Origin of the sequence: Micromonospora sp. NBC_00858 (genome assembly GCF_045207365.1) — a bacterium.
In the GTDB taxonomy this organism is placed as follows: domain Bacteria; phylum Actinomycetota; class Actinomycetes; order Mycobacteriales; family Micromonosporaceae; genus Micromonospora.
In genome coordinates this window covers 5,056,867-5,083,168 of the sequence record NZ_CP108828.1, presented here as the reverse complement: position 1 = coordinate 5,083,168, position 26,302 = coordinate 5,056,867, and the positions used below count along the sequence as shown (strand labels likewise).

Annotated in this window: 22 protein-coding genes; 7 read left to right on the top strand and 15 right to left on the bottom strand. The window is 71.2% G+C overall.

From position 1 onward, the window contains the following. Nucleotides 1-48 precede the first annotated feature (48 nt). The 4 genes from OG990_RS23595 to rdgB are packed head-to-tail and all read left to right on the top strand — an operon-like array spanning nt 49 to nt 3,768. Nucleotides 49-1,194, top strand: a complete 1,146-nt coding sequence (locus tag OG990_RS23595; protein WP_406077179.1) for a glycosyltransferase family 4 protein — start codon at nt 49-51, stop codon at nt 1,192-1,194. After that, entirely contained in the window at nt 1,191-2,360 is a 1,170-nt protein-coding gene (locus OG990_RS23590) for a glycosyltransferase (RefSeq protein ID WP_406077178.1), read from the top strand. The genes OG990_RS23595 and OG990_RS23590 overlap by 4 nt, the downstream gene beginning before the upstream one ends. Nucleotides 2,361-2,369: 9 nt before the next feature. Then, on the top strand, nt 2,370-3,098 hold the full coding sequence (gene rph, locus OG990_RS23585) for a ribonuclease PH (RefSeq protein WP_328424126.1): 729 nt from the start codon (nt 2,370-2,372) through the stop codon (nt 3,096-3,098). 52 nt (nt 3,099-3,150) lie between these two features. Further along, a complete protein-coding gene (gene rdgB / locus OG990_RS23580) occupies nt 3,151-3,768 on the top strand; it encodes an RdgB/HAM1 family non-canonical purine NTP pyrophosphatase (protein ID WP_406077177.1) in 618 nt (205 codons plus the stop codon). 31 nt (nt 3,769-3,799) lie between these two features. Here the strand turns inward: rdgB and hutH are convergent, their stop codons facing one another. The 6 genes from hutH to OG990_RS23550 are packed head-to-tail and all read right to left on the bottom strand — an operon-like array spanning nt 3,800 to nt 11,573. Then, a complete protein-coding gene (hutH, locus tag OG990_RS23575; RefSeq protein WP_406077176.1) occupies nt 3,800-5,338 on the bottom strand; it encodes a histidine ammonia-lyase in 1,539 nt (512 codons plus the stop codon). Next, nucleotides 5,335-6,495, bottom strand: a complete 1,161-nt coding sequence (hutI, locus tag OG990_RS23570) for an imidazolonepropionase (protein WP_406077175.1) — start codon at nt 6,493-6,495, stop codon at nt 5,335-5,337. Before hutI ends, hutH begins: the two co-directional genes overlap by 4 nt. Then, nucleotides 6,492-7,859, bottom strand: a complete 1,368-nt coding sequence (locus OG990_RS23565; RefSeq protein WP_406077174.1) for a formimidoylglutamate deiminase — start codon at nt 7,857-7,859, stop codon at nt 6,492-6,494. Before OG990_RS23565 ends, hutI begins: the two co-directional genes overlap by 4 nt. Further along, the gene (locus tag OG990_RS23560) at nt 7,850-9,052 is read right to left on the bottom strand and encodes an allantoate amidohydrolase (protein WP_406077173.1); all 1,203 of its coding nucleotides are present in this window, start codon (nt 9,050-9,052) and stop codon (nt 7,850-7,852) included. The genes OG990_RS23565 and OG990_RS23560 overlap by 10 nt, the downstream gene beginning before the upstream one ends. Further along, nucleotides 9,049-10,704, bottom strand: a complete 1,656-nt coding sequence (gene hutU / locus OG990_RS23555) for a urocanate hydratase (RefSeq protein WP_406077172.1) — start codon at nt 10,702-10,704, stop codon at nt 9,049-9,051. The genes OG990_RS23560 and hutU overlap by 4 nt, the downstream gene beginning before the upstream one ends. A 17-nt stretch (nt 10,705-10,721) precedes the next feature. Next, nucleotides 10,722-11,573 carry a MurR/RpiR family transcriptional regulator gene (locus OG990_RS23550; RefSeq protein WP_406077171.1) on the bottom strand — a complete coding sequence of 284 codons (852 nt, stop codon included), beginning with the start codon at nt 11,571-11,573 and terminating at the stop codon, nt 10,722-10,724. Between the two features lie 146 nt (nt 11,574-11,719). Here OG990_RS23550 and OG990_RS23545 point away from each other — a divergent pair, with 146 nt between their 5' ends. Beyond that, nucleotides 11,720-12,985, top strand: a complete 1,266-nt coding sequence (locus OG990_RS23545; RefSeq protein ID WP_406077170.1) for a hypothetical protein — start codon at nt 11,720-11,722, stop codon at nt 12,983-12,985. Between the two features lie 30 nt (nt 12,986-13,015). On the opposite strand, the gene OG990_RS23540 is transcribed toward OG990_RS23545, so the two are convergent. The 9 genes from OG990_RS23540 to OG990_RS23500 form a co-directional block, all read right to left on the bottom strand. Next, the gene (locus tag OG990_RS23540; protein ID WP_406077169.1) at nt 13,016-15,049 is read right to left on the bottom strand and encodes a hypothetical protein; all 2,034 of its coding nucleotides are present in this window, start codon (nt 15,047-15,049) and stop codon (nt 13,016-13,018) included. A gap of 109 nt (nt 15,050-15,158) precedes the next feature. Beyond that, nucleotides 15,159-16,028, bottom strand: a complete 870-nt coding sequence (locus tag OG990_RS23535) for a glycosyltransferase family 2 protein (protein ID WP_386992946.1) — start codon at nt 16,026-16,028, stop codon at nt 15,159-15,161. Continuing rightward, complete coding sequence (locus tag OG990_RS23530) at nt 16,028-16,939, bottom strand: glycosyltransferase family 2 protein (RefSeq protein ID WP_406077168.1); 912 nt, start codon at nt 16,937-16,939, stop codon at nt 16,028-16,030. Before OG990_RS23530 ends, OG990_RS23535 begins: the two co-directional genes overlap by 1 nt. Continuing rightward, a complete protein-coding gene (locus OG990_RS23525) occupies nt 16,927-18,396 on the bottom strand; it encodes a hypothetical protein (protein WP_406077167.1) in 1,470 nt (489 codons plus the stop codon). The genes OG990_RS23530 and OG990_RS23525 overlap by 13 nt, the downstream gene beginning before the upstream one ends. Further along, nucleotides 18,393-19,487, bottom strand: a complete 1,095-nt coding sequence (locus OG990_RS23520) for a glycosyltransferase family 4 protein (RefSeq protein WP_406077166.1) — start codon at nt 19,485-19,487, stop codon at nt 18,393-18,395. The genes OG990_RS23525 and OG990_RS23520 overlap by 4 nt, the downstream gene beginning before the upstream one ends. Beyond that, nucleotides 19,484-20,335 (bottom strand): glycosyltransferase, encoded by an 852-nt coding sequence (locus OG990_RS23515; protein ID WP_406077165.1) that lies wholly within the window; start codon nt 20,333-20,335, stop codon nt 19,484-19,486. Before OG990_RS23515 ends, OG990_RS23520 begins: the two co-directional genes overlap by 4 nt. Nucleotide 20,336: 1 nt before the next feature. Further along, complete coding sequence (locus tag OG990_RS23510; RefSeq protein WP_406077164.1) at nt 20,337-21,527, bottom strand: hypothetical protein; 1,191 nt, start codon at nt 21,525-21,527, stop codon at nt 20,337-20,339. Between the two features lie 225 nt (nt 21,528-21,752). After that, a complete protein-coding gene (locus tag OG990_RS23505) occupies nt 21,753-23,057 on the bottom strand; it encodes a sugar transferase (protein WP_406077163.1) in 1,305 nt (434 codons plus the stop codon). Between the two features lie 332 nt (nt 23,058-23,389). Beyond that, entirely contained in the window at nt 23,390-24,457 is a 1,068-nt protein-coding gene (locus tag OG990_RS23500; protein ID WP_386992931.1) for an LCP family protein, read from the bottom strand. Between the two features lie 119 nt (nt 24,458-24,576). On the opposite strand from OG990_RS23500, the gene OG990_RS23495 reads away from it, so the two are divergent. Together OG990_RS23495 and OG990_RS23490 are read left to right on the top strand one after the other, a co-directional pair. Next, a complete protein-coding gene (locus tag OG990_RS23495; RefSeq protein ID WP_386992929.1) occupies nt 24,577-25,410 on the top strand; it encodes a class I SAM-dependent methyltransferase in 834 nt (277 codons plus the stop codon). A 4-nt stretch (nt 25,411-25,414) separates the two neighbouring features. Next, the gene (locus OG990_RS23490) at nt 25,415-26,233 is read left to right on the top strand and encodes an MOSC domain-containing protein (protein WP_406077162.1); all 819 of its coding nucleotides are present in this window, start codon (nt 25,415-25,417) and stop codon (nt 26,231-26,233) included. Nucleotides 26,234-26,302: the final 69 nt, after the last annotated feature.

Genomic DNA, 26,302 nt, shown 5'->3' with positions numbered 1-26,302 from the left:
TCAGCGGACGGTCGTCTGGCGCACCCGTGGCACCCGCACGGTGTGGGCATGCGGATCGCCATCGTGACCGAGTCGTTCCCGCCGGACGTGAACGGCGTCGCGCACTCCGTGGTGCGGACGGCGGAACACCTGCTCGCCCGGGGCCACGAGCCGGTCGTCATCGCGCCCGCCCCGTCCGGGGCCGGCCGGCAGGACACCGACGGGTTGCCGTACCCGGTGGTGCGCATTCCCAGCGTGCCGTTGCCCCGATACCAGGGGTTCCGGCTGGGAGTGCCGACCACCACCCGGCTGGCTGGGGCGCTGCTGTCGGCCGAGCCGGACGTGGTCCACCTGGCGAGTCCGTTCATCCTCGGCGCTCGGGCGGCCACGCTGGCCAGCCGGCACCGGCTGCCCACGGTGGCGGTCTACCAGACCGACGTCGCGGCCTATGCCCGGGCGTACCGGGTGGGCTGGGGTGAGGCGGCAGCCTGGCGTCGGCTTCGGGAGATTCACAACTCGGCGCAGCGCACCCTCGCCCCGTCCACCCGGGCCGCGGCCGACCTGATCGCCAACGGGGTACAGCGGATCTGGCTGTGGCGGCGGGGCGTCGACGCCGTCCGGTTCGACCCGGCCAAGCGCTGCGCGGCGCTGCGTAACCAGTTGGCCCCCGGCGGGGAACTGCTGGTCGGCTACGTCGGCCGGCTGGCCCCGGAGAAGCGGGTGGAGCTGCTGGCGGCGACCTCCCGGTTGCCGGGCGTACGGGTGGTGGTGGCCGGCGACGGCCCGGCCCGCCGCCAACTGGCGCGGGCGCTGCCCGGGGTGAACTTCCTGGGTGTGCAGCACGGCGAGGACCTGGCTCGGCTCTACGCCAGCCTTGACCTGTTCGTGCACACGGGTCCGCACGAGACCTTCGGCCAGACCCTCCAGGAGGCGTTGGCCTCCGGCGTGCCGGTGGTGGCGCCGGCCAGCGGCGGGCCGGTCGACCTGGTCGACCCGGGGGTGACCGGGCTGCTGGTGCCGCCGAACGACGGGGACGCGCTCGCGGACGCGGTGGCCGAGTTGGCCGGCGACGCCGACCGGCGGCGGGCGTACGGGCTGGCCGCCCGGGCCGCCGTGGGCCGGCGTAGCTGGGCCGCGGTCGGCGACGAGCTGATCGGCCACTATCACGCCGTACGGGCCGGGGCCGCCACCGTCGGCCTGCCAGCCGCGTCGTGACCGGGACGGCCGGTGGGCTGCGGATCGTGCGGCTCGCCAACTTCGTGACCGCGCGCTCCGGCGGCCTGCGCACCGCGCTGCGGCATCTCGGCGAGGGCTACCGGGCGGCCGGGCACGATCCGGTGCTGGTGATACCCGGCCGACGGGCCACCGACGAGAGGCACCCGTGGGGTCGGGTCGTCACTCTGCCCGGGCCGGAGCTGCCCGGCAGCGGCGGCTACCGGCTGCTCGCCGGTCGGCGCCGGTTGGCCCGGGTGCTCGCGGAGTTGGCGCCGGACCGGTTGGAGGTCTCCGACCGGTCGTCGCTGCGCTGGACGGGGAGTTGGGCGAAGGCGCACGGGGTGCCGTCGGTGATGGTCTCGCACGAGTCGCTGACCGGGCTGCTCGGCCAGTGGGGCGTGCCGGACGCGCTGCGCCGACCGACCGCCGACCGGCTCAACCGGGCGACCAGCCGGGCGTACGACCGGATCGTGTGCACCACCCGCTGGGCGGCCGAGGAGTTCGACCGGATTGGCGCGGACAACGTGGACCTGGTGCCGCTCGGGGTGGACCTGGGCACCTTTCGTCCGGACCGGGCCGACCCGCGGCTGCGTGAGCGCTACGCCGACCCGACCGAGCTGTTGCTGGTGCACTGCGCCCGGCTGTCCCCGGAGAAGCGCCCCGAGCTGGCCGTGCGGGCGCTGGCCGAGCTGCGCCGGGCCGGCGTGCCGGCGGTGCTGGTGATGGCCGGGGACGGCCCGCTGCGCACCGCGCTGGCCCGCCGCGCCGCCGACCTGCCGGTCACGTTCACCGGCTTCCTGCCCGACCGCGCCACCGTGGCCGCGCTGCTCGCCAGCGCGGACGTGGTGCTGGCACCCGGCCCGGTGGAGACCTTCGGCCTGGCCGGGCTGGAGGCACTGGCCTGTGGCACCCCGGTGGTGGTCAACGCGGCCAGCGCGCTGCCCGAGGTGGTCGGGACGGCGGGGCTGGCCGCGTACGGCTCGGGGGCGTCGGTGGCCGCGGCGGTGACCCGGCTGGCGGCCCGGCCGGAGGCGGAGCGGCGGCGGGCCGCCCGGGCCCGGGCCGAGGAGTTCGGCTGGCCGGCGGCCGTCGCCGGATTCCTCCGGGTGCACGGCGCGGAGTCCGGTCGGGGCACCCCGGGGCAGGGAGATCACCGCACCACATAGGGTGCAGGCATGGCGCGACCTGACGGGCGAGGGCCCGATCAACTTCGACCGGTAACCCTGACCCGAGGCTGGAGCACCCATCCGGAGGGCTCGGTGCTCGTCGAGTTCGGCGGCACCCGGGTGCTCTGCACGGCGAGCGTCACCGAGGGGGTGCCCCGCTGGCGCAAGGGCTCCGGGCTCGGCTGGGTGACCGCCGAGTACGCGATGCTGCCCCGGGCCACCAACACCCGCTCCGACCGGGAGAGCGTCAAGGGTCGGGTCGGTGGCCGGACCCACGAGATCTCCCGGCTGATCGGCCGCAGCCTGCGCGCCTGCATCGACCTCAAGGCGCTCGGCGAGAACTCGGTGGTGCTCGACTGCGACGTGCTCCAGGCCGACGGCGGCACCCGGACCGCCGCGATCACCGGCGCGTACGTGGCGCTGCACGACGCGGTGGACTGGCTGGCCGCCCGCAAGGCGTTGGCCGGGAAGCCGGAGAAGGTGATGCACCGCTCGGTGGCCGCGGTCAGCGTGGGGATCATCGCCGGCGAGGCGCGGCTCGACCTCTGCTACGAGGAGGACGTGGCCGCCGAGGTGGACATGAACGTGGTCTGCACCGGTGCGGGCGACTTCGTCGAGGTGCAGGGCACCGGCGAGGCGGGCGTGTTCGCCCGGGAGCAGCTCGACGCCCTGCTCGACCTGGCCGTCGCCGGCTGCGCGGACCTGGCCGAAGCCCAGCGGAAGGCCCTCGGCTCGTGAGCGCGAGGAGTGCGCTTGCGAGCCCCGCAGCCGCGAACAAAGGTGATCTCTCATGAACAAGGTCCTGCTCGCCACGCGCAACCGCAAGAAGCTGGTGGAACTCCAGCGGATCCTGGACGGCGCGCTCGGCGCGCACCGGATCGCCCTGCTCGGGCTGGATGACGTCGAGCAGTACCCGGAGCTGCCGGAGACCGGCCTGACCTTCGGCGAGAACGCGCTGATCAAGGCGCGGGAGGGCTGCCGGCGTACCGGGCTGCCGACCATCGCCGACGATTCCGGGCTGGCGGTGGACGCGCTCAACGGGATGCCGGGTGTGTTCAGCGCCCGGTGGTCCGGCCAGCACGGCGACGACCATGCCAACCTCCAGTTGGTGCTGGATCAGATCGCCGACGTGCCCGACGAGGAGCGAGCCGCCTCTTTCGTCTGCACGGTGGCGCTGGTGCTGCCCGGTGGCAAGGAGCACCTGGTCGACGGCCGGCAGTCCGGGCGGGTGCTGCGCGCCCCGCGTGGCGACGGTGGGTTCGGCTACGACCCGATCTTCCTGGGCGACGGGCAGAACCGGACCAACGCCGAGCTGACCCCGGAGCAGAAGGACGCGATCAGCCACCGCGGCAAGGCGCTGCGCGAGCTGGCCAAACTGGTCGCCAAGGTGCTGCCGCCCGCCGCCTGACCCGCGGCGGACGACAGCGACCCCGCAGAGGTCAGCCCAGCGGGCCGACCTCCCGTTCGATGGCGGCGCGCAGCTCCGGGCCGGCCAGCACCGCGCGGGCCGCCTCCATCACCGGGGCGAGGAACACGTCCGGGCCCGGCTCACCGGCCGCTCCGCCCAGTGCGGCGACCGCGGCCCGGCCGGCCGGCGACGGCTCCAGCGGGGCACGCAGCTGAAGGCCGCGTACGCCGGCCAGCAACTCCACCGCGAGCAGGCTGGTCAGGTTGTCCAGCACCGTGCGCAGCTTCTTGGCCGCCGCCCAGCCCATCGAGACGTGGTCCTCCTGCATACCGCTGGTGGGCAGTGAATCCACCGAGGCCGGGGCGGCCAGTCGCCGGTTCTCCGCGACGATCCCGGCCGCCGTGTACTGAGCGATCATCAGCCCGGAGTTCACCCCGGCGTCGGGGGAGAGGAACGCCGGTAGCTCCCGGGAGCGGGTGACATCCAGCAGCCGGTCCACCCGCCGCTCGGCGATCGCGCCCACCTCGGCGGCAGCGATGGCGAGGAAGTCCGCGGCGAAGCCGAGCGGCGCGCCGTGGAAGTTACCGGTCGACTCGACCCGGCCGTCCGGCAGCACCACCGGGTTGTCCACCACCGACACCAGCTCCCGACCCGCGACCGTGCGGACGAAGTCCAGGGTGTCCCGGGCCGCGCCGGCCACCTGCGGCGCACAGCGCATCGAGTACGCGTCCTGCACGGCGTGCGCCAGGTCGTCGCGGTGCGAGTCCATCACCCGGGAGTCCTGCAGCAGCCGGTGGATGTTCGCCGCCGACGTCGCCTGGCCGGGGTGCGGCCGGATCGCGTGCAGCTCGGGAAGGAACGGCCGCTCCGAGCCGAGCATCGCCTCGATCGCCAGCGCGGCGGTCACGTCGGCCATGGCGAACAGGTGCGCCGCGTCGTGGATGGCCAGCAGCAGCATGCCGAGCATTCCGTCGGTGCCGTTGATCAGCGCCAGCCCCTCCTTGGCGGCCAGCTCGATCGGCTTGAGCCCCGCCGCGGCCAGCGCGTCCGCCGCGTCCTGCCGATCGCCGGCCGGGCCGAGCACCCAGCCCTCACCGAGCAGCACCAGCGCGCAGTGCGCCAGCGGCGCCAGGTCGCCGGAGGCGCCCAGCGAGCCGTGCTCCGGCACCCACGGGGTGATGTCGTGGTTGAGCAGGTCGACCAGCGCCTCGGCGATCAGCGGGCGGACCCCGGAGCGGCCCAGGGCGAGCGACCGGACCCGCAGCAGCATCATCGCCCGGACCACCTCGCGCGGCATCGGGGCGCCCACCCCGGCCGCGTGCGAGCGGATCAGCGCGTGTTGCAGCTCGGCCCGCCGCTCCGGGGCGACGAAGGTGTTGGCCAGCGCCCCGAACCCGGTCGAGACGCCGTACACGGGCCGCCCGGCGGCCTCGATGCCGTCCACGATCGCGCGGCTGGTCGCCATCGCCTCCCGGGTGGCCGGGTCGAGCACCACCGTGGCGGTGCCGCGGGCCACCGCGAGCACGTCGTCGGCGAAGATTCCGGTGGGTTGGATGGTCACGGTCGTCATTGCAGTACTCCGTTGAGCAGGACCTGGCGGATCAGTGGAACACCGGGCCGGTAGGCCAGGTGCAGGTACGAGGGGGCGTCCAGGACGACAAGGTCGGCCCGGGCGCCGGGGGTGAGCACGCCGATGTCGTCGCGGCGCAGCGCCCGCGCGCCGCCCAGCGTCGCGGCCCGGACCGCCTCCGCCGGGGTCATCCGCATCTCGCGGACGGCGAGGGCCACACAGAACGGCATGGACGAGGTGTACGACGAGCCGGGGTTGCAGTCGGTGGCCAGCGCGACGGTGACGCCGGCGTCGAGCAGCCGACGGGCGTCCGGGTAGGGCGAGCGGGTGGAGAACTCGGCACCGGGCAGCAGGGTCGCCACCGTGGTCGCCGAGGCCAGCGCGTCCACGTCGGCGTCGCTCAGGTGGGTGCAGTGGTCGACGCTGGCGGCGTCCAGCTCCACGCCGAGCTGGACACCGGGGCCGGGGCCGAGCTGGTTGGCGTGCACCCGCACGCCCAGCCCGGCAGCCTGCCCGCAGGCGAGGATGGCCCGGGCGTGGTCGACGTCGAAGGCACCCCGCTCGCAGAACACGTCGATCCACTTGGCGTGCGGCGCGGCGGCGGCCAGCATCGGCCCGCAGACCAGCCCGACGTAGTCGTCGGGACGGCCGGCGTACTCGGCGGGCACCACGTGCGCGCCGAGGAAGGTGGTCTCGGTGCTGGTCTCCGCGGCGATCCGCAGCGAGCGGGCCTCGTCGGCGACGGTCAGCCCGTACCCACTCTTGATCTCCATGGTGGTGGTGCCCTGGAGCAGGGCCTCCCCGCGCAACCGGCGTACGGTGGCCCGCAGCTCGTCGTCACTGGCGGCCCGGGTCGCGCCGACCGTGGTCCGGATGCCGCCGCCGGTGTACGGCTGGCCGGCCATCCGGGCGGCGAACTCGGCGGCCCGGTCGCCGGCGAAGACCAGATGTGCGTGGCTGTCCACGAAGCCGGGCAGCACGGCGGCCCCGCCGGCGTCGACCCGCCGGTCGGCGGCCGGCGCGTACGACGCCGGCCCGACCCAGGCCACCCGGCCGTCCTCGACCAGCACGGCCGCGTCGCGGCGGATGCCCAGCGGGCCCTCGCCAGCGCCGTTGGTGACCAGCTCCCCGATGTTGTCGACCAGCAGACTGCTCATGCCGGTGTCACCGCCTGGATCGAGGCCGCCAACTCGGCCGGCACGTCCACGCTCAGGTGCCTGCCCTCGGCCACCACCACACGGCCGTCCACCACGACCTGCTCGACGTCCGCCGCCCCGGCCGCGAAGAACGCGCCAACCGGCGGCACCCCGGCGGTGCGGGCGCTGTCCAGCCGTACCGTGACCAGGTCGGCGCGGGCTCCCACGGCGATCCGCCCAGCGTTGGCCCAGCCCAGCGCGGCGTGCCCGGCGGCGCTGGCGGTGCTGAGCAGCTCGACCGGGGTGAAGTGGCCGCGCCGCCGGGTGCGCAGCCGCTCGTCCAGCTCCACCGCCCGGGCCTCCTCGAAGAGGTCGATCACGGCGTGGCTGTCGCTGCCCAGGCTCAGCTGGATCCCCACGTCGGCCATCCGGCGGGCCGGGCCGATCCCGTCGGCCAGGTCCCGCTCGGTGGTCGGGCAGAGGCACGCCCCGGTCCGGCTCTCCCCGAGCAGCGTCAGGTCGCCGCTGGTCGGGTGGGTGACGTGCACGGCCGTGGTGTTCGATCCGAGCACGCCGTGCTCGGCGAGCAGCGCGGTCGGCGTGCGGCCGTGCACGGCCCGGCACTCGTCGTTCTCGGCGGGCTGCTCGGAGAGGTGCACGTGCAGCGGCGCCGACCGGTCCCGTGCCCAGGCGGCCACCGTGCCGAGTTGGTCGGCGGGGACCGCCCGCACCGAGTGCACGGCAGCGCCGACCCGCGCGTGCCCGTCCGTCGGCTGGAACGCCGTCACCCGCTCGGCCCACCGGGTCGCGTCGCCGTCACCGAAACGCCGCTGCGGCCCGGCCAGTGCCCGGCCGTCCACGCCGGCCGTCAGGTAGCAGGTGTCCAGCAGGGTGAGCCGGATCCCGGCGTGCGCGGCGGCCTCGACCAGGGCCGCGCCCATCGCGTTCGGGTCGTCGTAGGCGCCGCCGTCGGGGCGATGGTGCAGGTAGTGGAACTCGCCGACGCAGGTGATCCCGGCCAGCGCCATCTCGGCGTAGACCGCCCGGGCCAGGGCGAGGTAGGTGTCCGGGTCCAGGCGATCCGCGACGGCGTACATCCGGTCCCGCCAGCTCCAGAAGTCGCCCCGGCCGCCGTGGGTGCGCCCGCGCAGCGCCCGGTGGAACGCGTGCGAGTGCACATTGGACAACCCTGGCAGGGTCAGCCCGGGCAGGGGCACGGCATCGGCGTACACCTCGACCCCGGCCGGCGGCCGGCTTCCGGCGGTCAACGGCGTCACGCCGGTGATCCGCTCCCCGTCGGTCTCGATCAGCACGTCGGGCGTGGGCTCGGCGTAGTTGGGCAGCCAGGCGTACTCGGCGAGCCAGCGGGTCGGGGTCACCGGCATGTCAGCTCCTCAAGGACGCGGGCCAGCGCCCGTACCCCGGCGGCGCAGTCGGCGTCGGTGGCCGCCTCGGCGGGGGAGTGCGACACCCCGCTCGGATTGCGCACGAAGAGCATGGCCGTGGGCAGGTGCGCGGCGAGCACTCCGGCGTCGTGTCCCGCGCCGGTGGGCAGCACCGGCGCGTCGAGCAGTGTGGCCAGCCGGCCGGCCAGCCCGCCGTCGAAGGCGACCAGCGGCGTCGCGGACTCCTCGGTCAGCGTCACCGCCGTACCGTCGCGACGGGCCCGCTCGGCGACCTTGCCCCGCACCGCGTCAACCAACCCGGAGAGGGTCTCCGGGTCGGCGGCCCGGGCGTCCAGCCAGCCGGTGACCTTCGACGGGATGGCGTTGGTGGCGTTCGGCTCGACGGCGACCCGGCCCACGGTGGCGTGCGCGCCGCGCAGCCGGGCCTCCTTGTTGGCCGCCAGCACGGTGAACGCGTAAGTGAGCATCGGGTCGCGGCGGTCGGCCATCCGGGTGGTACCCGCGTGGTTGCCCTCGCCGACGACGTCGAAGCGCCACCGGCCGTGCGGCCAGATCGCGCTGGCCACCGCGACCGGCGCGTCCGTCTCGACCAGCGCACGGCCCTGCTCGACGTGCAGCTCCACGAAGGCGCCGAACCGGCCCAGCAGCTCCGGGCGGGCGCCCGCCGGCTGGTCGCCGAGCGCCTCGGCGAAGCTCACCCCGGCCGCGTCGCGCAGCCCGGCCGCGCGGTCGACCGGAAGCGCCCCGGTGAGCAGCCGCGACCCCAGGCACGGTACGCCGAAGCGTGCCCCTTCCTCCTCGACGAACGCGCCCAGCACCAGCGGTCGGCCCGGCGCGACGCCGGCGGCGCGCAACTCGTCGACGGCGAGGAACGCGCTCACGATGCCGAGCGGCCCGTCGTACGCCCCGCCGTGCGGCACCGAGTCGAAGTGGCTGCCGGTCAGCACCGCGTCCCCGGCCTCCGGGTCACCCCAGTGCGCGAAGAGGTTGCCGTTGCCGTCCTCGGTGACCGGCATGGCTCGGCGGTCGGCCTGCGACCGGAACCAGTTGCGTAGCTCCAGCTCTGGCTCGGTCAACGCGTAGCGCAGGTAGCCGCCGCTGCCGGCGTCCCGCCCGATCGGCGCGATCTCGTCCCACAGCGTCCGGAACCGGCCGGGAAGGTCGTCGGTCACGCCGGCCCTTCCGTCATCGGGACGCGGACGCCAGTGCGTTCCGCGACCTCGCGGGCGGAGTCGTAGCCGGCGTCGACGTGACGGATCACACCCATGGCCGGGTCGTTGGTGAGTACCCGCTCGATCTTCTGCCCGGCGAGGGCGGTGCCGTCGGCTACACAGACCTGCCCGGCGTGGATGGAGCGGCCGATGCCCACCCCACCGCCGTGGTGGATCGACACCCAGGAGGCACCGCTGGCCGTGTTGACCAGTGCGTTGAGCAGCGGCCAGTCAGCGATCGCGTCGGAGCCGTCGGCCATCCCCTCGGTCTCCCGGTACGGGCTTGCCACGCTGCCGGTGTCCAGGTGGTCCCGGCCGATCACCACGGGGGCGGAGAGTTCGCCGGAGGCGACCATGTCGTTGAATCGCACACCTGCCTTGTCCCGCTCGCCCTGGCCGAGCCAGCAGATCCGGGCCGGCAGGCCCTGGAAGGCGACCCGCTCACCGGCCAGCTTGATCCAGCGGGCCAGGGACTCGTTCTCCGGGAACAGCTCCAGGATCGCCCGGTCGGTGGCGGCGATGTCGGCCGGGTCGCCGGAGAGCGCCGCCCACCGGAACGGGCCCCTGCCCTCGCAGAACAACGGCCGGATGTACGCCGGCACGAAGCCGGGGAAGTCGAACGCGCGCTGGTAGCCGCCGAGCTGCGCCTCACCCCGGATCGAGTTGCCGTAGTCGAAGACCTCGGCGCCGGCGTCGAGGAAGCCGACCATCGCCTCGACGTGCTTCGCCATCGACGCCCGGGCCCGGTCGGTGAACTCGACCGGCTTCGCCGCCGCGTAATCCCGGGCGTCGGCCAGCTCCACCCCCACCGGCAGGTACGCCAGCGGGTCGTGCGCGCTGGTCTGGTCGGTCACGATGTCGATCTCGACGCCCCGGTTCAGCAGCTCGGGAAAGACCTCCGCGGCGTTGCCGACCACGCCGACGGAGAGCGCGCGCCGGTCCCGCTTCGCGGCCAGCACCCGCCGCACCGCGTCGTCCAGCGAGTCGGCCACCTCGTCCAGGTAGCGGTCGTGCACCCGGCGGTCGAGGCGGGTCCGGTCCACATCGACGATCAGGCAGACGCCGCCGTTCATGGTGACCGCGAGCGGCTGCGCGCCGCCCATCCCGCCACACCCGGCGGTGAGCGTCAGCGTGCCCGCGAGGGTGTCCTTGAACCGCTTGGCGGCCACCGCGGCGAACGTCTCGTAGGTGCCCTGGAGGATGCCCTGGGTGCCGATGTAGATCCACGAGCCGGCGGTCATCTGCCCGTACATGGTCAGGCCCAGCTGCTCCAACCGGCGGAACTCCGGCCAGGTAGCCCAGTCGCCGACCAGGTTGGAGTTGGCCAGCAGCACCCGGGGTGCCCACTCGTGGGTGCGCATCACCCCGACCGGACGGCCCGACTGCACCAGCATCGTCTCGTCCTCGCGCAGGTCGGTCAGCGTGCGGACCAGCGCGTGGTACGACGGCCAGTCCCGCGCGGCCTTGCCGGTGCCGCCGTAGACCACCAGGTCGTCGGGGCGTTCGGCCACCTCCGGGTCGAGGTTGTTCATGAGCATCCGCAGGGCGGCCTCCTGTGGCCACCCACGGGCGGTGAGCTGGCTGCCCCGTGCGGCACGGATGGGCTGGGTCATCTCTGGTTCTCCTCCGGTCAACCGAGGAACAACTGTCGGCGGGTGGCGGAGGCTTCGAACGCCTCCAGTCGGCGCTGGGTGTCGGCCGGCGCGGCGTCGCAGATCGCCTGCAACAGCACCATGGCCAGGGTCATCGGGGCGGTGTGCAGGTCGAAGACGAGCTGGGCGCCGACCGCGGCGGGCAGCACCACGTCGGCGTGCTCGGTGGCCGGGCTGACCGGCGAGTCGGTGATCGCCACCACGGTCAACCCGGCGGCGCGTGCCTCGCGCAGCGCGTCCAGGGTCTCCCGGGGGTAGCGGGGCAGCACGAAGGCGAGCAGCGCGCCGGCCCCGGCCTCGGCTGCCTGCTCCAGGCGGTCGGTGAGCAGGCTGCCGCCGTCGTCGAGCACCCGCACGTCCGGGTGCACCTTGGCCGCGAAGTAGGCGAAGTAGGCGGCCAGGGGCGCGGCGGCCCGCAGGCCGAGCACCGGCAGCGGGCGGCTGGCGGCGAGCAGCCGGCCGGTCTCGGCGATCCGGTCCCGGTCGGCGAGCTGACCGGCGAGCCGGTCCAGGTTGCCCATCTCGGCGCGTACCGCCTGCTGGAGTTCGTTGCCGGCGTCCGCCGGCCCACCGGGCGCGGCGGTGGTCAGGTCGCGCAGCCGGCGGCGCAGGGCCGGGTAGCCGTCGTGGCCGAGTGCGACGGCGAAGCGGGTGACCGACGGCTGGCTGACCCCGGCCAACTCGGCGACCTCGGCCGCTGAGAGGTACGCCACGGCCGGGGCGTGCTGGACGAGGCAGTGCGCGATCCGGCGCTGGGTCGGGGTGAGTCGCACCCCATCGAACAGATCGAGCACCTGCTCGACCGGCGCCCCGACAGCTCCTTCATTCACGCCAGGACTCTATGCATCAAAACTTTCAGACGGCAAGGGTTCGCATGAACCACTCGTTCTACCGACCTGTCGTTCGGCCGACCGGCGGGACGCTGAGTTGGCACAGGCTCTGTAGGATCCGCACGGCGGTTGAGCGGAGGAGTGGCATGCAGCCGGAGAGCCCGTACAGGTACACCCATTTGTTGGGCGCGTGCCAGGTTGGTAAGGCCTGGGCGGCAGTGGACGGGCAGGGGCAGTTCGCCACCGTGGCCGTGTTGGACGGGGTCGCCGCGTCCGACCAGCGCTGGCGCGAAGCCTTCGGCACCGCGGCCAACGCGCTGGCGCAGGCCGCCGGCGGTCACCAGTATGCCGCCGCGGACCTGTCGGCCGCCCACCCCTGGGTGGCCTACCGGGCCGAGCAGGGGCACGCGCCGCAGCGGCTCTTCCAGAGCCTCGGCATGGACTACCAGCCGGTGCCCGACGTGCCGGTCTCGGCTCCGCCCTCGTCGGCGCCTCCGGTGTCCGGCGTGCCGCAGCAGGCCAGCGGCCCCCCGCAGTCGCAGGCGCCCGAGCTGGTGTCGGAGATGCCGCAGCTTCCGTGGGCGGTGCACATGAGCCCCGTCTCCGGGCAGCCAGTGTCGGCGTCCCCGCAGCCGGTCTCTGCGGCGCCGGCCTCGCCCGCACCGCCGCCGGTCTCCGCCGCACCGCAGTCCCCGGCGTACACCCCCAGTGTCGCACCGGTCCCGTCGTTCGATCCGCTCTCGTCCTCTGGTGGGCGGCGGATCGCCCCGGTGGCGCGACCGCAGCGCAGTCGAACGGGGCTGTGGGTCGGCGCCATCATCCTGACCGCCGTGTTGGCCGGCGGTGCCGGACTCCTCGGGGGCGGTGCCCTCAGCGGCGACGCGAAGCCCGCGAGTCAGGCGTCGGCCAGCCCACCCGCGCCGCTGTTCGAGAAGACCCAGTACGCCTTAAACAAGGCGAAGTTCGACCCCGATCTGGTGCCGCTCGCCGAGCCTTGGCTCGGCCGGATGGGTGATTGCGCGTCCGACCGGGAGGCCGCCGGTCCGAAGCTGCCGAAGGACGAAAAACGGCACGTCTTCTGCCGGTACGGCAACGTGTCCGTCCACTTCGCGCTCTTCGAGTCCACGACGACGAAGGACGCCGCGCGCGCCTACCGTGAGCAGCTCGCCTTCGTCGCCGGCACCCTGTCGCCGGGTATCAGGCAGGGGGCGCGAACCACTGGTGGAGCCAGCGGGGCCACGGGCAGCTACGTGGAGTACGCCGGCGATCCCGGCGACGGGCGGCCCGTCATGTGCGGCATCTGGTGGGACCGTGACGACCGGCTGGGCTCGGTGTATTTCGAGACCCCGTGTGATGCCGGGATCGGCGGCAACTGGGACGCGCTACGGGACCTGTGGCATCGGAACAGCTGAACGTCGGTGGGCGCCGGAGTTCGGGCAGGCCTACCAGAACTCGTAGATGAGGAACGTGGCTTCCGGATAGCGGATCGTGTCGCGCAGTTTCAGGCACGACTCGTTGATCTCGGTGCCCGTCACGAGGTACTTGACGCGATGCTGCCGGAGAAAGGGGCCGCAAGGCTCGGTGTTGACCCGGAAGTGATCCGCCCCTGTGAGGGTGAAGGTGGTCGTTGACATGACGGCGGGATTCCGGTCGAACGTGAACCAGACGTGCGCGTAGCGGTTGTAGACGAAATCCTGCTGGCCCTGCTCGTCGGCGGTCCGCCACAGTTGGGACTGCGGGTACGCGTAGACGCCGGACAGTGACGGAGCACCGTTCATGTAGGCGAAGTTCTGGATGATGCCCACCTCGGCGGCCCAGACGGCATCCGGATCTTCAGCGGTCATGGCTCGGATGGACCGGGACAGCGGCGTCTGGGTCAAGGTCGTCGTGCCACGGTAGAGCGGATGGATGAAGGCCGTCATGGCGACCGAGACGGCCAGTAGGACCGATGTGGCCCAGGCGAAGCGGCGTCGCAGTGCCAGATAGGCGACCAACGGCACGGGAACGAGCGACAGGACGAAGCCGCCGAGGTGCAGGTAGCCGGGAAAGGTCCGCACCACGTGCAGGCTGAGCAAGGTCTGGACGAGCAGCAGTGCGAGCGTGTAGCCGATGATGGCGGTGCGGCCTGGCAGAGCCGACCGTTGGTCGTGAAGCCGCCGGACGAACAGCACCAGCCCGATGAAATTGAGCAGGCCGATGCCGATGAGCAGCCTCGTATGCGGCACCCGATCCAGAAACAGAAGCCTGCCGAAGGCGCTCAGATGGGGCACGAACAGCCAGGCGAGTGCTCCCAGGAATGCAAGGTTGACGAGCAGTAGCGGCCAGTCGACGATGCGTCTGGTTCGGTGCGTCTGGTACAGCAGGTAGAGGGACGGTGCGATCAGGTATGGGAGCATGAGCAGGAAATTGGAGTTCTCGCTCTGATTGGTCAGCCCCTTTTCCGGAAGGCTGTATTTCGCTGCTGAGCTGCTCGACTCCAGGCCCAGGCTGGTGTGCCCGGAAAACAGGTGGGCCAGGTCGAAGCCGCCGCTTCGGGTGAGGCGTTGGCCCGGGTAGGCGGTCTGCAGGACCGTGTTGATGACATCCAGACGGGTGGCGACGAATAAGCCGATCAGGATGCCTGCGACCACGAGCGACGCTGCGGCGAAGACCAACTGGCGTAGCCGGGCAGTGCGCGGCGCGCCGTACCGCTCGACAAGGTGACCCACACAGAATATGGCCAGCGCCAGGGCGCAGGGAATCTGGAAAGGCGGATAGAGGATCAGCGCGAAACAGGTGAGCAGGTACGCCAGAAGTACTGCCCAGGCAATGGTGGTGAGCAGCCGTTTCGAACGCAGCAGCAGAACGAAGACCGTGGCGATGAACAGCGCGTAGTACAGCGGCGCGAGCGTGTTGTACTGGTACCACCACTGCACGAACGGGCTGAAGAAGAGTGTCAACGAGAGCCCGGCGGCAAGCCAGTACTGGCCCGGTGTCAGGACCAGCACGAAGCAGTAGCCACTCAGGATGAGCAGCAGCGCAATCAGCCACCACTTGAGTGCGAAGGCGTAGTCGAGCGGGAGCACCAGGAATGCGAGGTTGTGCGGCTTGAAGGCCGTCGACCATTCCTTGTATGGCACATCCACGACCACGGAGACGTCCGCGCCCTGCCCGATGTTCGGGTTGATCCGGGGGTAGCCGGCGGCGTCCTGCGCGATGGTCAGCTGAGTGTTGACGATCCACTCATCCGACCGGATCAGCTGCGGCTCGTTGAGCAGCAGGTTCGCGTCCGGCTGCGAACCGTACAGCATGGACTGGTAGACGCCCATCGACGAGCCGCTTATCTGCAGGACGGTCAGCAGCGTCAGGAGGACGGCGAGCAGGGCCGGAAAGAACCAGATGCCGCGGGCGAAGGTCCAGCCGAACCGCGCGAGCCGGGAGCGGGCGTCCGACGGGCCCGCGGACATGGCCTGACCGTCGGCGGTGATCACTGCCACGCGAGCCCCTCTCGTCATCGCCCGTCAGAGTCCTGGCCGCGGCCAGCGGCATTCGCCGACCTCGCCCAGCGCGAAGCCGTCCACAGCGCCCGAGCGAGGAATCGGGCGGCTACGTCGTCGCCCGCTGCCCTGGCGCGGCCACGGGCCCGCCCGTGCTGTCGTCCACGGCGGGCACCGGCGAGCCGACCAGGCGCGCCGCCTGCCGGTGCCGGCGCGGCGCCGGCGGCAGCCCGGTCAGGAACTCCGGAAACATGCCGAAGAACGTCCGGGCGCTGCGCAGCTCCAGTGTGTGCGCTCGTGACCACCGGAACGAGTTCGTCGCGCGGCCCCAGTGGTGTGTCCATCGGACATCACCGAGCAGGGCGACCGGGAACCCGTTGCGCCAGGCGCGCAGACCGAGTTCGTGGTCCTCGTAATAGAGGAAGAACTGCTCGTTCCAGCCGCCCAGCTCGATGAAGTCCGTGGTCCGTGCGGCGACTGCGGCGCCCATGACCCAGGCCACCCAGACCGCTGTGCCAGGATCGGCCGTCAACCGGTACGAGGCGTGCAACCGGGACAACGGCCAGAGCTTTCGGTTGCCCAGCTTGGCGGTGGCGTAGGGAAAGCCGCGGCCGTTGGGCTGGGGAATCCCGTCCGAGGCGAGCAGTTGCGGCGCTGCCAGGCCGCCGTGCGCGTCGAGGTGGCGCTGCAGCACGTCGAACCCGTCGGTGGGGCTGATCTCGAGGTCCGGGTTGGCGAACAGGACGTACTCGCCCGCCGCCTGGCGTAGCCCGACGTTGTTGGCTCTGGAGAAGCCGACATTCTCCGGCAGCCGGATGACCTGCGCGCCCAACTCCTCCGCGACCGCGACCGAATCGTCGGAGGAACAGTTGTCCACGACGATCCACTCGTACGGCTTGGCCTCGCCACGCCAGCACTTGCGCAGCGTCTCCGCCGAGTTGTAGGTGACCGTCACGACACTCCAGCGACGTCCTGTCATCACGTTCTCCGAACTGTCAGGTAGCTGAACAAGGTGGCAAAGCCGAACCGCTTGCCCTGCCATTGGCGGCGGGCGCTCGGCCCTCCACGCAGGCCCTCGCCCACGCCACGGAGGAACGGCCGCAGCAGGCCCTGACGCACACGGCGGACAGCCAGCCCGAGGTGCGCCAGGGCCAGCACCGGAATCGCGACGAGCATCAGTGGCCAGGTGAAGGTGCGGGCCGCGACCAGGAGTCGGTTGCGGGCCAGCAGGAAGGCGCGGAACGCCTGAAGTTTGTGATCACCCTCGACGCTGTGGCCGCCCGCATGCGGCAGCACCAGCTCCGACCGGCGTGTGTGTACGCCAGACGCGTAGAGGCGGAAGGCCAGGTCGGCGTCCTCACCCCAGGCGAACAGGTGCTCGTAGAACCCGCCGAACCGACGGAACAGGTCGGTCGGGAACACGGCGGCGCCGCCCGACGGACCCAGCGGTCCGCGTGCCGCCGTGGCCGGCCGATCGATGAACAGCGAGATCGGGTTCAGGTCGATGCCGACGTACTCGCCGCCGTGCATCGCCAGACCGACCGCGATCGGCGTTCCGGGAGCCTCGGCCACGGCGGCACAGATCTTCGCCAGCGCGTCCTCGGGCAGCCACACATCCGGATTCAGCAGGAGGACGTGGCTCGTCGTCGTGTTCGCCACCGCCCGGTTGCAACCCGTCGCGAAACCGGGATTCGACGGGTCGGGCAGGTACTCGTAGCGGTCATCGTCCAGGCAGTCGGCGATGACCTTCTGGCAGCCATCCTCCGGCGAGTTGTCGGCGAAGAGGAATCGCACCGGAAGACCGTCGGCACTTCGTACCCAGGTCGGCAGCGTTTCGGCGAGCATGCTGGCGGACCGGTAGAGCACCGTGACGATCGTTAGCGTTTCCATGTCGGCATCACCAGCTTGGGCCAGGCCGGCATCGCCAGCTTGGAACGATTGCTCACCAGGTAGAACACGACGATTCCGGGCACCAGAGACAGCCAGAACGGCTGGATGACCGGGTAGTACTCGTAGACCCCGAAGGTGGCGTAGTAGATGAGGAAGGCGCGCCCGAGATGGTGTGCTGGGCTGTGGGTGTCGCTCAGTCGACGTTCGGCGAAGCCGACGATGAGCCCGGTCAGGGCCAGGATCAATCCCGCGCCGACCGGCCCGAAGTCCATCAGCGGCACCGCCACGAAAGTCGCGGTGTTCATGTAGAACGGCTGACTGAGCCCGCCGGTGATCTTGTAAAGGTCGACCGGCCCGAGGAGCCGCTCTCCGACAGAACCGGTGAAGGTCAACGAGTAGCGACCCCAAGCCGGGTCGTACTCCTCCCGGTGCTCCCAGAGCCGACCGAACGTCTCTACCGACGAACTGAGCGAAAGGTCAAGGGACCCCACGCTCGTATAGATCGGATTGCCACCGTACTGAGCCCGAAACTGGTCCTCGAACGTGCCGGTGCCGGCCAGGGTGCGCTGCCCGCCGAGGTAGACCGCACCGCCCACCACGCCGAGGCCGACCAGGACCACGACCAGCGCCGCGACCTGGCGCTGTTTGGCACTCATGCCGCCCGACTCGCGCCGCGTGGAGAGTGCGGCGACAAGCGCCGGGACGATCCCGACCAGCACCGAGTTCTTGCTGGCTCCGAGCGCTGCCCCGAACGTGAAGACCAGGACCAGGAGCAGGTACCGCCAGCGGGTCTCGGCCTTGCCGTTCAGCACCCGAAGGAGAGAGATCGCCATGCCGAGCGTCCACGCCTCGGCGAGCAGACCTACGACGATGTTCGACCTGAGGCCCAGCTCTGCCCGGGCGACGTCCGGGTTGTCGGCGAAGAGCGGAGGCAACTCACCCCGGAACTTCAGTGCGGCTCCGACGATCGCGATGAGCAGCACGACCAGCAGGAAAGCCGTCAGGCGGCGGTCCGACGGCCACTGCAACGTGGGTCGGGTCGACCGGGTCGCGCCGCCGAAGGAGGAGCCGGAGAGCCGGTCATGGCCCGCTGGCTGAATCCACCACAGTGGCGGAGCCTTCGGTGGCTCCGCCGCGGCGTTCGGCCGGCCGCGGCCGGCCAGCCGTCGACCGACATACCAGGCGGCGAGGAAGCAGGCAACGAAGACCCCGAGCACCGGGATGGCGTTGCGGCCCGCCGGGGAGTCGTATGGCCCCGGAACCGTGATCACCGCGAGGAACACGAGCGACCACGCGGCGGAACAGACCGCGAGCCACATGGCGGACCGCGCCGCGATGAGCGCGACGGCGGCGAACGCCGCCACCACCCCTGCTGCCGGGTTGACCAGGAAGATCGGTACGACGACGGCGACCGCGGCGACCCAGAGCCCGATGGTCAGGTACTTCTGGAAGATCATTCTGCGTTCCTCGTCAGGAGTGACCGGTAGAGGCTCTGCCACCGCTCCACGCACCGATCGAAGGCGTACTCCTTCGCGTACCAGTCCGCAATGGTGCGTCGCTGCTCCGAGGTCGTCGCTCCGACGGCCTGGCGGATGGCGGAGGCGATCGACGCAGGTGTGAGGTCGCTCTGGAATGCCAGCGTTCCGGCTGCGTGCTGGGTGACCTCGGCCAAGCCTCCCGCACCCGAGTGGACCACCGGTACGCCCAGGGACATCGCCTCGAGGGCGCTCAGGCCGAAGGCCTCGACCCGGGACGGCACGACGAGGCAATCGATCTGGCGTAGGAAATCGGCGGCGTTGACCCGGCCGACGAGTTCCAGGTTCGGTCGGGGATCCAGGGCCAGCGCCCCGCTACCGGCGATCTTGAAATCGGTGTCCGCCATGAGCGACGCGACGTCGGGTATCAGGTCGACGCCCTTCTCGGGCTCCACCCGGCCCAGATATCCCACCACGATCCGACGGGACGGGTCCGGCATCCGCGGCGGTGCCGAAACGGGCCAGGCCGCCGGGAGGGGATTGGGGATCAGATGGACGTTCTCGACATGGCCACGGTTGCGCAGCTCGTCGGCCTCGAACTGTGACACGGCCACGCTCGCGTGCGGACGCAGGCGACGCATGACGAGGTCGAGCGTGATGTTGGACTGGATGCTGGCCTTCCGCTTCAACGATGGCGCCGTGTCGCGGAACTGCCACAGGCTGGTGTGCATGGTGACCACCAGGGGTGTACCACGGCGTTCGGTGGCCAGGGCGGCCCGAGAGTGCATCGCCGCGGACAGCAGGTGAGCACACACCACGTCCGGCTTGACCTCGTTGACGAGACGCCGAAGCGAACGGGCGTACCCCAGGTCGACCCGACTTGTCGCGCTGAGATTGACCCACGGAACTCCGGAGTCCCGGAGGGAGGCACCCACCTCGTCGTCGGAGGTGGCGGCGATGACGTCGACGTTGGTCCGCGCATGCGCGGGGATGATCTCCGTCAAGATCCGCTCCGCGCCACCGAACTGGCGCCGGCCGGACCCGCCCGTGGTGCAGACGAACAACACCTTCATCGGGCACGTAGTCCTTCGACAGCGCCCCGTGCGATCGCCCGCCGCACCGGATTCGGCCCGACGGCCGCCCGCAGCAGCACCCCCACCACAAATGCGGCGCTGGCGATCTGGCCCCGCCTGCCGGCCATCTGCCGGGTGGCCCGGATGAACTCACGCGTCCGACGCTGGGAGATCTCTTCCTCGGTCCAGCGCCGCTTGGCGGTGACGTCGTCCTCGTGCATGATCACCGCGTCGGGCAGGTATGCCAGGCGCAGGCCCCGCTGCTGCACCGCCCAGCACAGGCGCATGTCCTCGCCGTAGAAGAAGGATGTCTCGTCGACGCCACCGATCGCATCGAGGGTGCTTCGCCGCAGCGCTACGAACGGCCCGGTCAGCCAGTCCGCCTTCGCCGGCTCGGCGATGATCCGCAGGTTCGGCAGGACCATGCTCAGACCGGTGGCGTGGGCAAGCCCGACAGGCACGCTCAGGAAGCGACCACCCTCCGTCTGGGCAACGCCCGACGGGGTGACGACACCCGGGAAAGCTGCCCCCACCGCAGGATCGTCGAGTGCCTGCAGCAGGCGCTCAACGGCGCCCTCGTGCACGATGATGTCGTTGTTCGACAGGATGACGTTCGTCCTGGTGGTGTGTCGGACGCCCAGGTTCATCCCCCTGGCGTAACCCAGGTTGGAGCCGGACTGGACGTAGCGGACGCCCTGCTGAGCGCAGAACTCGCTCAGCGCCTGCCGGATGTCCTCCGAGCTTCCGTTGTCGACGACGACGATTTCCGCCTCGCGGGGCAACGACAGTACGCAGGCACGCGTGCGGTCGTAGTCCTCCCAGGCGAGGACCACAATCGAGACATCCAACTCATACCGTCCCAGGACTTCGCGGCTGCGACTTTCGCAAGCTCGTACGAGAGATGAAGGCGTGTACGCCGTAGGCGAGCGATGAGGCGAGCGCCGCTCCGATCACGCCAGCCCAGGGAATGACCCCGAAGTAGGCGGTTATCGCGACGGCCAGTGTGATGACCGCTGCGACCGTCGTCGCCTTCTCGCCGCGCATCTTCAACAGCAGGGAGCTCCAGGTCTTGCCGGCCGCGGCGGCCAGCGTCCCCGGCAGGAGGCAGAGCCCCACGATCCAGGCATCCCGGTACTCCGGCTGCAGGAAGCCCAACACGGCCAGTGCGGCCACGGCGGCCAGGGCCACCGGAAGCGCCGCCCTGACAACAGGTGCGGCCCGGTGTGACGTTGCGTCGACGTCCCGCTCGGCGAGGATCCGTTGAGCGCGAACCACGGCACCGGCCTGCGCGAACTCCAACGCCGCGACCGCGAGGGTGTAGACGCCGAGCGGTCCGGCCCCGACGAACCTGGCCACCAGAATCTGGTTGAACCGCAATGTCATCATCTGCGCGAAGATCCCGGTGTGCAGATTTCCGGCCGCGAGCAGGTCGGAGCGGTAGTCCAGAGCCCGGGCCGTGGGCGCCGGCGCGGGCCCGACGCGCCGGACCATCCCCAGCACCAGGACGCACACGGCGAGAGCGCTGACCCACTGGACGGCGAGCCAGACCACGCTCCACAGACCGCCGTCGAGGTGCCCGGCGGCGTAGAGAGCGAGGTAACCACCGACCAGGATCGCCCCACTCACCGCACGCATCGCGTAGACGACCATGAAGCTCTTCTGCCGCAGCGCGATCGACGAGACCGTGTTGAAGATGGTCAGACCCGCCGCGGACCCCACAGCGATCACGTAGCTACCGAGGCCGGCAACCGCGATGAGCAACGCGGCGGCGACAGCGGAGAGGGCGACCGAGGCCCCCAACAGGGCGAGGACCCACGGACGGCCCCGGGAGAAGACCCAGCCGGCCGGGCGGGACAGCAGGAACGTGTCCAGCGACAGACCACCGATGGCGGCGCCCAGCGTGGCGCCCACCATGTTCGCGGAGAGTTCGCCACGCTCCGCCGGGGGCAGCGCCACCGACAGGACCGCCGCCAGGCCGGTGAGGCCCAGGGCGCCGATGAAGAGACGTTCGGGTGCGAGGAGCCGCCGGAGCAGATGCACCGCGCGACGGCCGGGGGGTGGTGTCGCGTCAGAGCCCGGCGACGGCCGAGCAGCATTGACCAGCGACACGCCGTTTCGCCCCCCACATTTGCGACACGTGCAGTACGACGAGTCGTACGCCGCTGGTGATTTCTACCGGATGGCCGCTTCACCTGCAATCGCCCGAGCGGTTCTACCCGCAGGCACCGAATCTCGTCCGTGGCAACCGAATGGCCTGAGGCGTGGTCAGCGGCCCCCGGCGCGGAAGACTTCCGCGACCGTACGGAGCACGACCTTGACGTCCAACCACAGCGACCAGTTCTCGATGTAGTAGTTGTCGAACCGCGCCCGGTCGGAGATCGGGGTGTCGCCGCGCAGGCCGCTGACCTGGGCGAGACCGGTGAGCCCGACGGGTACGCGGTGGCGCGCCGCGTAGTTCGGGTACTCGGCGGAGAACTTCTCCACGAAGTAGGGCCGCTCCGGCCGCGGCCCGACCACGCTCATGTCGCCGCGCAGGATGTTCCACAGCTGGGGCAGCTCGTCCAGCGAGGTCCGGCGCATGAACCGGCCGATCGGCCCGACCCGCCGGTCGTGCGCGATGGACCAGTTGGTCTGCGACTCCTGCTCGTTCACCGGACGCATCGACCGGAACTTGATGACCTTGAACGGCTTGCCGTACCGGCCGATCCGCTCCTGATAGAAGAAGATGCCCCGGCCCCCGTCGATGAACGTGGCGATGGTGCAGAGCAGCAGCACGGGGCTCAGCAGGATCAGTGCGACAGCGGCGAACAGCATGTCGGACGCCCGCTTGATGGCCCACCGCGGACCGGTCAGCGAGATGTCGCCGATCTTGACGATCGGGAACGCGCCGATGTGGTCCGGGTAACCACTGTGCGAACGGGAACCCCACAGGCGCGACACCGCCCAGAGGTCACAGTGGGAGCTGCGGGGACGTAGCAGGGTCTCCATGAGCGTGGACTCGTCGCAGTCCGGGTCGGCGATGACCAGGACCTCGCACTCCAGCAACCGCACAAGGTGGTCGAGGTCGGACAGCGTGCCGCTCAACGGAAGCACCCCGGTGCCCTCGCGGGACGGAGCGTCGACGCAGCCGACGAACCGCAGACCGTACTGCGGGTAGCGGCGCAGCAACCGGGCGAGTTCGACACCGATCGGCCCACCGCCGACGATGATCGCGTTGTGCTCCGCCCACCGACGCTTGCGGGACAGGACGGTGAACGCCCTGCTGGCCGCGCGCCCGAGGATCACGAGCGCCGCCGACAGCGCGACACCCCGCATGAACCCGCCCACGTACGTCACCGAGGAGTGGCGCTCCGCTGCGATGATGGCCACCACTGCGGCGGAGGCGAGCAGTCGCCCACCGAGGCTCGGCAGTTCGTCCAGAATGCTCACGTGACGGCGGGGTCGGTAGAGACCGCCGACCGCGAAGAAGGCCACCGTCAGGACGGCGTTGGCCAGGGTCCCGCGCCAGTAGTTCTGCGTCAGCAGCAGCGGAGCGATCAGCGCGACGGCGTCGACGGGCGCGACCATCATCCACGCCCGCAGCCATCGGGTCCGCGACGAGGTGCTGGACCTGGCGTACGGCAGGACGGCGGTGGTGCTGAGACCGGCCGCCTCTGTCTGGGCCTCCGACTCCCGGGCTTGAGGGACGGGTGGAGCATCGTAGTGACGGGGCGGCCCGTCGCCCGGAAGGTCGAAGTGCCCTTCGCCTATCTGAGGCGTGGGCGAATGGCTCGTCGCCGATTGGCCTGACACGTGTGGACCTCCCCGTGAACGCCCTCGGTCACATACCACGACCAGAAGGGCGACCGAACTTTACGATCGGTAGGGGCGCCGCGCCATGGCCGGCAAGCCAGTTCCTTGTCCTACTTTGCGGCGGACAGAATCTCCGGCACGTTGTCGTTGCGCACCGCGTTGAACACCCGCGTGGCCTTCTCCTTGTCGGCGAGGACGACGCTCTCGCTGCCGATCTGACCCGTGCCCTTCGTGGGGCAGGTGAGGAACGTCAGGTTGCCGCTGCGCAGTTCGCGAAGCTCGGCCGCGAGGTCCAGCAGGTTCAGGGACTTGTCCACCGCCACCGCGTCCGCCGTCGCCTTGACGAAGGAGTTCAGCTTGGCCGGGTTGGCGAGCGTCCCGCCCGACGCCGCCTTGTCCAGGATCGCCTTGATCACCTGCTGCTGGTGGCGGATCCGGGCGAAGTCGCCATCGGCGAAGGCGTGGCGTTCGCGTGCGTAGTCGAGCGCCGCTGCCCCGTCCATCTTCTGCGGGCCGGCGTTGAACGTCCGGCTGCCGTTGAGCGCGTACAGCGTGGTGAAGCCCTTCTCCACGTCCACGTTGATGCCACCGAGCGCGTCGACGATCTCCTTGAATCCTCCGAAGTCGACCATCGTCACGTGGTCGACGCGGACGCCGGTGAACTTCTCGACGGTCTGCACCATCAACGGAACGCCACCCCACGCGAACGATGCGTTGATCTTCGCGTCCCGGCCACCCCGCCCCTGCGGGGACTTTGGCACGTTCACCCAGGTGTCCCGGGGGATCGAGATGAGCTGCGCGCTCGACCGGTCCTTCGGGAGGTGGGCCAGGATGATCGTGTCGGTGCGGGAGCCGGAGTCGTTCTCCGGGTCACGCGAGTCACTGCCGAGAATCATGATGTTCATGGCGCCCTTGGCGGTCTCGACCACCTGCGGGCGCTCGGCCTCCGGCACCTCCCCGAAGGCGTCGACTCGCTCGATCCCGGAGTTGATCGAGCGGAAGTAGAGCCCTCCGGCGACCATGCCGGCACCGCCGAGCAATGCCAGGACCACGAAGGTGATCAGTACGACCTTGCGCCACCGGCGACGCCGCGGAGGCGCCTCCTCGGTCGGCTCCGGTGGCGACTGCGCCTCAATGAGCTGAGTCTCGGGCTCCGCGAACTCCTGGCGATACTGCATGGTCGCGATGCTACTAATTGCTGCTCCAGCGCCGTACCCCCCGTCCGTGCCATACGGGTCTATTTCCGGACCGAAAATTTCTTCGACCATCGGTCACGTGAACCTGGTATGAAGCTGCCGTGGACGCCACTCAGTTGCGCCGAGCCATCGCCCGCACTCCCCTCGCACCCGTCGCTGCCTTCCCCAAGCGGCTTGCCCGGGTCGCCCGCCACGACGCCAAGGTGCTCCGCATCTCGGCCCGGTGGCTGGTCACCTCTCGGGAGCACCACAACTACACGTACGAGCTGACCAAGCTCAGCCGCCACCACCTGTCCTGGTTCGTCAGCGTGGTCTGCGACCGGCCCGTCAAGGAGGTCCGCGGGTGGCTCGACGAGATCGAGTCAGACCACGCGCTGCGCCAGCACATCGAGCAGGCCACCGCCGCTGCCTCCCGCCGTGGCCTGGCGGACAAGCAGGTCCACTACGCCCGGCGGATCGGCTGGTACGCGATCGTGCGGGCCACCCGCCCCGCACACGTGGTGGAGACCGGCGTCGACAAGGGGTTGGGCAGTTGCGTCCTGGCTGCCGCCCTGCTGCGTAACGCGCAGGAGGGTCATCCGGGCCGGGTCACCTCGCTGGACATCAACCCGGAGGCTGGCTACCTGGCCGCCAGCCCGCCCTGGTCCGACGTGGTCGACCTGGTGATCGGCGATTCGATCGCCTCGATCGGGGCGCTGGACCGCCCGGTCGACCTGTTCCTGCACGACAGCGACCACAGCCGGGCCCACGAGAAGCGCGAGTTCGACGCGGTGGAGCCGAAGCTCGCCCCCGGCGCGATCCTGCTCACCGACAACGTCACCAGCACCAACGTGCTCGCCGAGCACGCCGAGCGCACCGGGCGGCGGTTCCTCGCCTACCGGGAGAGCCCCGCCAACCACTGGTACCCGGGCGACGGCATCGGCGTGGCATGGTAGCCGGGTGCGGCTGACATCGATTCACACGTACCCCGTCAAGGGTTGTCACCGGCTCGACCACGACGGCGCGTTCGTGCAGCCGTGGGGGCTGGCCGGTGACCGGCGCTGGATGGTGGTGGACGCCAACGGTGTCGGCATCACGCAGCGCGAGACCACCCGGCTGGTCGGCCTGCGTGCCACCGTGCGCCCGGGAGGTCTCTCGCTGCGCGCCGACGGGCAGCCAGACCTCGACGTGCCCGAGCCGGCCGGCGGTGATCCGATCGCGGTGCGCACCTTCCGCAACCGGAAGCTCCCCGTTCCCGCGCTGCCGGCCGGCCCGGCGGCCGACGCCTGGCTCGGCGCGCTGCTCGGCCGGCCGGTCCGGCTGGTCTGGCTGGCCCGGCCGACCCGCCACCTGGCCGCCGCTGACCGCGAGCACGACACCGGTGACCAGGTCAGCTTCGCCGACGCCTACCCGCTGCTGCTGGCGAACGCCGCCTCCCTCGACGCGCTCAACGGCTGGCTGGCCGAGGCCGGGGAGGAGCCGGTGCCGATGGCCCGGTTCCGGCCCAACCTGGTGGTCGAGGGGGCAACGGCCTGGGCCGAGGACGATTGGGCCGGCCGGTCGATGCGCATCGGCGACCTGCGGTTCCGCGCCGCCGGGCCGTGCGACCGCTGCGTGGTGACCACCACCGACCAGGAGACCGGGGTACGCACGAAAGAACCGCTGCGCACACTCGGGCGGTATCGCAACGTCCAGCAGAAGCTCCTCTTCGGCCTGAATCTGGTACCGGTCGACAGTGGACCGTTGGCCGTCGGCGCCCCACTCGTCATCGAGCCCTGACCGGCAGCGCTGCTCCGGGAGCGCACCGGTCACCGTCCGTCGATGCTGTCTTAGCTTTGGCTTAGCCGG